Annotated in this window: 1 protein-coding gene; it reads right to left on the bottom strand. The window is 65.3% G+C overall.

Annotated features, from left to right (window positions below; all coding sequences use genetic code 11):
• Positions 1-161: 161 nt before the first annotated feature.
• Positions 162-842, bottom strand: a 681-nt coding sequence (locus EOA13_RS37270; RefSeq protein WP_164780651.1) for an MFS transporter, incomplete at its 5' end; no start/stop codon positions are given.

The following is an 842-nucleotide window of genomic DNA, read 5'->3' as shown; positions in this document are numbered from 1 at the left end:
GCAGTTTTGACCCACTGGCGGCTCTGCGGCCGGAAATGCTTTGGGCTCTTTCCGTACTGCCGGCAAACTGCCGGTCGCGGTCAAATTCCAATATAGGCCCAACGGGCAGCGCGGCGAGCTTGCGCCGGATCAATTGCTTGGGCAGCGATCTGCCGCCGCTGTCATGTTGCCCTCCTCGCGGACGGATGAGCCTCGGTTTCGCTCATCACAACAGCCACGACCACCCCTGAGAGAAACGTCAGCGCGGCGATCGATGTGATCGCCCATGACAGCCCGAAGCTGTCGGCGATGAGGCCGGCGGAGAGCGCGCCGATCGCGTAGCCGAGATCCCGCCAGAAGCGGTAGACGCTGAGTGAGCGGGCGCGCCAGGTCGGATGCGAGGCGTCGGAGACGGCTGCGATCAGGCTTGGGTAGACCATCGCCGTGCCGAGGCCGAGCAGAAGGCTGCCGACGATCCACCACTCGAACTGGCGCGTCGCCGCGGTGAGAAACAGACCCGCGGCCTGTACCCACATGCCGGCGACGATCAGGCCCTTGCGCCCCCAGCGATCGCTCAAGGGGCCTGTGGCGATCTGCAGGACACCCCATGTCGCGGGATAGACCGCCTTGAGGATGCCGATGCGTTCGACGCCGAGACCGAAGGAAGCGAAGAACAATGGGAAAATGCCCCAGCTCATGCCGTCGTTGAGATTGTTGACGAGGCCGGCCTGCGAAGCGGCGAACAGGTTGCGATCCCCGAACGAGGTGAGCGCGAAGACTTCCCGAAAGCTGATCGGCGCGGGCTGCTGCGCGTGGGATGAGGCCTCCAGCCGAACGTGGTCCCGCGTGTCGCGCACGAGCAG

Source organism: Mesorhizobium sp. M7A.F.Ca.US.011.01.1.1 (assembly GCF_003998295.1).
Classification (GTDB): Bacteria; Pseudomonadota; Alphaproteobacteria; order Rhizobiales; family Rhizobiaceae; genus Mesorhizobium.
This window is presented reverse-complemented; position numbering and strand designations above follow the sequence as displayed.